4 protein-coding genes are annotated in these 5,723 nt (G+C 40.6%); all 4 read left to right on the top strand.

Annotated features, from left to right (window positions below; genetic code table 11):
• Positions 1-515 precede the first annotated feature (515 nt).
• Complete coding sequence (locus F6K13_RS15445; protein WP_205127396.1) at positions 516-2,108, top strand: AGE family epimerase/isomerase; 1,593 nt, start codon at positions 516-518, stop codon at positions 2,106-2,108.
• A gap of 105 nt (positions 2,109-2,213) precedes the next feature.
• Positions 2,214-3,368, top strand: coding sequence for a hypothetical protein (locus F6K13_RS15440; RefSeq protein WP_124154351.1), 1,155 nt, complete (start codon positions 2,214-2,216; stop codon positions 3,366-3,368).
• Between the two features lie 408 nt (positions 3,369-3,776).
• The gene (locus F6K13_RS15435; protein WP_124154352.1) at positions 3,777-4,994 is read left to right on the top strand and encodes a phosphatidylserine decarboxylase; all 1,218 of its coding nucleotides are present in this window, start codon (positions 3,777-3,779) and stop codon (positions 4,992-4,994) included.
• A gap of 314 nt (positions 4,995-5,308) precedes the next feature.
• Positions 5,309-5,723, top strand: a 415-nt coding sequence (locus F6K13_RS15430) for an alpha-amylase family glycosyl hydrolase (RefSeq protein ID WP_287287795.1), incomplete at its 3' end; no start/stop codon positions are given.

Here is a 5,723-nt window from a genome sequence, read left to right as displayed (position 1 = left end):
TGCTACTACTTCTAAAGTAGTAGCTGAAGTCCAAGCTAATTCTACCTTGTTATCAAGTGTAACTGATTAATTAATCTTGTTAAGGAGAGCGATCAAGCACAATTCTGAATCATTTAGTTTTAAGGCGATCGCCGTCCTCTTAAATTCCTACATCTCCTTCAGAATAGTTGTTTCATATATAAGCTATTGGTGATTATTTGTCAACTAAAATCTCTGATTTTTAATAAAAAATAAATTGTTGACAAGAACAAAAGACGTGATAGTATTTTGAGTAAAGGCAATAAGTGCAAGCAACTAATGGGCATCTCCAAAAATCCCAAATAAAATCAATTCTCACACATAAATTATCAATTATTTCCCCTCCCAGGAGGGGGAGGGGCGAGGGGTGGGTTCCCTACTGCCTACAGCAAAGCTGCCTACTGCCTCTTTTCTGGAGATGTCTAATGAATATTATTTGATTGCTATGGCCTTCAAGAAAGTTGAATTGTTCACCTTCAAAACAGACAATAGTTCTTATGTTCAACCTAACTCGCCATCGTCTATTTAAGATGGCAGCCAGTATATTCCTGAGTTTTACACTTCTGTTTGTATCCAGCGTTCAACCAGCTTTAGCATTAGTGTCCTCAACTCATCAATATCCTGTTGATAATATTGATGGAATTATTGCCGATGTTCCCACAGGCGAACGTTGGCTGCAACATTTGGAAGAAGACTTGCTCCCATTTTGGACAATGGACGAAGCACTGGGCGATCCCGTTGGCAATTACCCGACTTATCGATGCAATGACGGGTCTTTGTACAGTTGGAGAAATCCCTGTCCAGAACTTGAAAATGCTGATTCGGGTATCGTCAAGCTCGATCGAGAGTACATCAGGGCAAAATCAAGACAAATCTTTGCTTATGGCGTTGCTTACCATCTAACCGGAAAGAGCGAATACCTACAATGGGCTAAAGATGGAGTAGATTATCTACGCGAATATGGTTTAGCCCCAGAAGGTGGTGCTTACACCTACTTTGAAGATGGAGTTGGCCTACCAAGTAAAGATCGCAGGATCAGTCAAGATATGGCTTATGCTGTTGCTGGTCTAGGATTCTACTACTATCTTACCCGTGACCCCGATGTATTAGAAGATATCGTTGCCCTCAAAGACTATATCTTTGAGACCTATTACGATGCAGAATGGGATTTACTTGCATGGGCACATGAGGATTATGTAGATTACGTTGATGAATATGGTAACGAACAAAAAGTTAGTAAGGATCAACGGGAATTAGTAGCTCAACTTGACCAAGTTTATGGTTATATGTTGTTGCTCACTCCCACATTGCCTGAAACTTTTAATGGCAAACCCCTCCGCTCCCAATGGGAAGATGACTTGGTGCATCTAGCTACAATTATGAGCGAGCAGTTTTATACACCAGACAACAATATTTTCTTTGGAGCAATTACCGATCCAAGCAAACAAAGGTTAGGAACAGATCATACAGATTTTGGTCACTCCATTAAAACCTTATGGTTGATCTATGAAATCGGTAAATTAACTGGACATTACGAACTCACTGCTTTTGCTCAAGAAAAAGTACCTTTAATTTTTGAAGAAGCTTTCCTAGAAGATGGAACTTGGGGTCGTCGAATCAATCAATATGGTCAGTTAGAAACTGATAAAGAATGGTGGATTTTAGCTGAGTTGGATCAAACTGCTGCTACCTTCAGTTTGCGCGATCCTTCTTACGCTAAATACTTGCCCACTACCTATGCTTATTGGTTTAAGTATATGATAGACCACGAACATGGTGGTACTTGGCACTGGGTAAGTGCTAAGAATAATCTTCCTGACTTGAGTATGCCTAAGCAACACTCCTGGAAAAATGCTTTCCACAGCTTTGAGCACGATCTAGTTGGTTATATTACTGGTCAAGCAATTCACAATTTGCCTGTCACTTTGTATTTTGCTTTCGAGGAAATTCCTGATAACACTCAAATTCGTCCCTACCTGTTTGCGGCTAAGGTTCAATCCATGATCGAGCCTCTGAAGCGCAATGGGAGAAAGATTCGCCCAGTTTTAGGTTCAACTCAACAAATAGTTACATTAGTTGATGTTCGATAAACCCTAAATCTCAAGATATAGTTACTAGACTTGTCGCTTTATAACTATAAAAAACTGCTAAACCCTTATCATGTAAGGATTTTAGCAATTTCCAGTGCAAAACGTATGGAATTACTACTGTGTCTTAATTTGAGCGATTTTTTCTATCTATTTAGCGACAACTCTATTTCAGAAACTTTAGGGGACGGGAAGCAGCACCCCATTATTGCGGTGGTTGCGGTGTTTGGCAGCACGGAAGAGGGCACAGTGGATGAGCTGGTGAAGATTTTGGATCTGCGGAACAACTATCGTAAAGATAATGATGTGGACTTTGTGGTGCATGCGGATTGTGCTTGGGGTGGTTATTTTGCTTCGCTGATCGGTGTCGATGAAACCAACGTCCCGAGAGCCGTCAGCGACTACGTTATGGCTCAATATGGGCAACTGGGTAAGACGGATACAATTACGATCGATCCCCACAAAACTGGTTACTTGCCTTATCCAGCGGGGGCTTTGTGTTATCGCAATATGACGATGCGGACTCTGATCGCCTTTGGCGCCCCCTATATCAACAATGCTCCCGGCGAGACAGATCCCAAATTGTCTCTGGGAGACTATGGTATTGAAGGCTCGAAGCCAGGGGCAGCAGCAGCAGGGGTATATCTCAGCCATGCGGCTATCCCCCTCACACCTCATGGTTACGGTAAACTGATGACCCTGACGGCGTACAACTGTAAAATCTTCCATTGGAAGTTAGTGGAGATGAGCGATCAGGACCCAGATTTCACTGTGGAGCCAACGCCTCATTGGTCTGACTCAACCCTAAGTAAAGAAGAGGCAGTCAAGTCTTTTCTGAGTAAGCTGTCTGGCAAAACCCCTCAATCAATCCTCAACGATGCCATGGGTACGGATCTGGCAACTCTGCGCGAGGAGGGGTCAGATTTGAATATCCTCACTTATGCCTTCAACTATAAGCTAAACCCAGGTGGCCCGGTGGAAACGAATCTGGACAAGTTGAATGCGTTTAATGAGATGATCTACGATCGCATCAGTTTGAAGGCAGATGATCGTGACATCTACAACTATAAGATTCTTGTTAGTTCGACATCCTTCTACAGCGACACCTACGGCGAGGTATTTTTCAATGATTACCTCGGACGCTTGACGGAGACTGACCCGAATCTTCCCGATCCTACTTCCAGTACTGGAACTGGCGACAAGATCGTGGTAATGCGCTCGGTCATTATGGACCCTTGGATTACAGAGAGATGTGGACGGTAAGCCCTTTGTCGAGTACATCGTGGCTGAGTTATTTGACATCGTGCGAGAGGTGGTTAACGAAGTTCGGGCTAATCCAGCCATATTGGGTGTTTAGTTAGGTCAGGTGTGTTTGTTAGAACGCACCCTTTTGCTTTTAGGGAAGTCATGGTGGGCAAAATAGCCCACTTTGATTTGATTACTTCCCTAATATTTGGAAAGAGGCGATCGCTATGCTCAATACCACAGTACGATCGCCCCTATTGACAAGAAAAATCTACCAATGGTAGATCAAACAATATTGTTGATTGGAGTTAGTCAGAATAATGCTTTTTGCTACCTCTCGACGCTATTTTTTGCGAGAGATGGCTGTATTTGCAGCCATCCTCAAAACTTTCTCAACTTTCAGGAAATTAACTTAAGGAGAATATCATGTCACTACCAAACAAAGAAGACATTCAACCATTTATCAACCAAATCAGAACTTGGTACAATACTGATGATACTGGGTTTAAAACCTTTTTTGATGCAGCAGTAGAAAATGTCAAACCAATTCCCGAAGGTATAGATGAAAGCGTTAAAAAGGACTGGCAAGGGGCAACAATAGATACCCTATGCGCTTTCTTTGAAGAATGGTACGAGTGGCTACCGGGAGTACCAGAAGGGTTGGATTATATCCAAAAATTTAGTTGGCTATATTATAAGAATGAATACGGTTTGGCTTTTGTCACCAAAGGTAAAGGTTATGAAATGACCAAACAATTTGTAGATTTGCGCGGTGATTATCTTGATTCTACTGACAGCACAGACCTCATTGACCAATGGATAAATGAACTGGGTGGTGCAGATGCAGTTTGTTCTGAGTTTTCTTGTCCGGCACCGGGAACCGCACATCAAGGATTTACTAATTTTAATGAATTTTTTGCCAGGGAACTCAACACAGAAAGCAAGTCAAGACCCATTACTGCACCAGATGATGATTCTGTTGTGGTAGCTCCAGCAGATAGTGTCATCAATATGATTGTTGACGACTTAACATTGGAAACAAAAATTGCTGTCAAAACAGTATTTTTGAATGTGAAAGAGCTGTTGAATAATTCCAGTTATGCCGATCGCTTCCTGGGAGGAACTGCAGTTTCTTGTATTCTTATGCCTGATACTTATCACTACTACCATGCACCTGTATCTGGCAAGGTTGTAGAATCTAATGAAGATGTAGCTGGAGAATATTTCGGCATCAATAATTTTCCGGGTTTGTTGAACGATGATAATGTTGGTTATGGATATAGCTACAGCGTCTTTGAACATTTTCGGCGGGGATATTTGGTGATCGAAACAGCCAATTATGGTTGTGTTGGCATGATTCCTGTAGGATTGAATACTATTGCTTCAGTGATATTTGAGGAAGCATTCAAGAATATTACTGATAGTACAAATGGTGTTGAAGTGAAAAAAGGCGATCGCATAGGTTGTTTTAAATATGGTGGTTCCTTAAATATTCTTTTGTTTGAAAAGGACCATTTTCCTTCATTAAATATTATGCAAGGTCAGCAAATTGGATTATTGATGGGCGAATCCGAATCAGAAGTCAAGTTAACGAGAACAAGGTTGAATCGTTTCTTGAATCGAATTGCTTATTTAGCAAAATAAAAAATTAGTTCTCTAAATCTACAAAATCCACCTAATATATTTGATAACTCTATTGCTGTCCTTGACAACAGGTTACAAAGGCTTGTTTATTTTCTAGAGATGTCTCATTATAAATAGCCTTAAATTCAGACAATTTGTTATATCATTTTGCTATATCATATCTGGTTGAATATTTATAATTAGAGCTGCATAGTAGGGTTTGAGCAAAAAGATGGATATTTAATTGGCTAAATCTCTACTACAGACAAAAACTTTTTTATCACTTATGATCGGAACATGATATTACCTATAAAGTAGAAACAGGAATCGTATTTATGGACACAAAAAATCGTTTGGCTTTCAGTTTTCTAATAACGTGGGTTTGTACCTGCTTCCTGGCAGTAATTATTGGACTGACATCCAATGCTGCTCCTGCCAAAGCAGATGTTATCTACCACGCTTTCGATGAATGTTTTGCCAATGTCACAGCAGAACTGCCAGAAATTAAAGCAGCAGGATATAACTATATTCAAATTTCTCCTCCCAATCAAACACCATCACGGGAAGATGATGCCTGTACATCAGACAAATACTGGTACTTTCAGTATCAGCCTTATGATTATGTTCTCGAAGGAAATCTAGGAAGTGAGCAAGATTTAAAGGATTTGATTGACGCTGCTCACGAACGGGGAATTAAAATTATTGCCGATGTAGTTTTTAATCACATGGCTAATTATCGTTTTTATAAAG

The organism is Okeania sp. SIO2B9 (genome assembly GCF_010672505.1).
GTDB lineage: Bacteria > Cyanobacteriota > Cyanobacteriia > Cyanobacteriales > Microcoleaceae > Okeania > Okeania hirsuta.
This window is presented reverse-complemented; position numbering and strand designations above follow the sequence as displayed.

Coding starts and splice junctions, on each gene's coding strand:
- F6K13_RS15445 (WP_205127396.1), top strand. CDS start 516: ATGTTCAACCTAACTCGCCATCGTCTATTTAAGATGGCAGCCAGTATA.
- F6K13_RS15440 (WP_124154351.1), top strand. CDS start 2,214: ATGGAATTACTACTGTGTCTTAATTTGAGCGATTTTTTCTATCTATTT.
- F6K13_RS15435 (WP_124154352.1), top strand. CDS start 3,777: ATGTCACTACCAAACAAAGAAGACATTCAACCATTTATCAACCAAATC.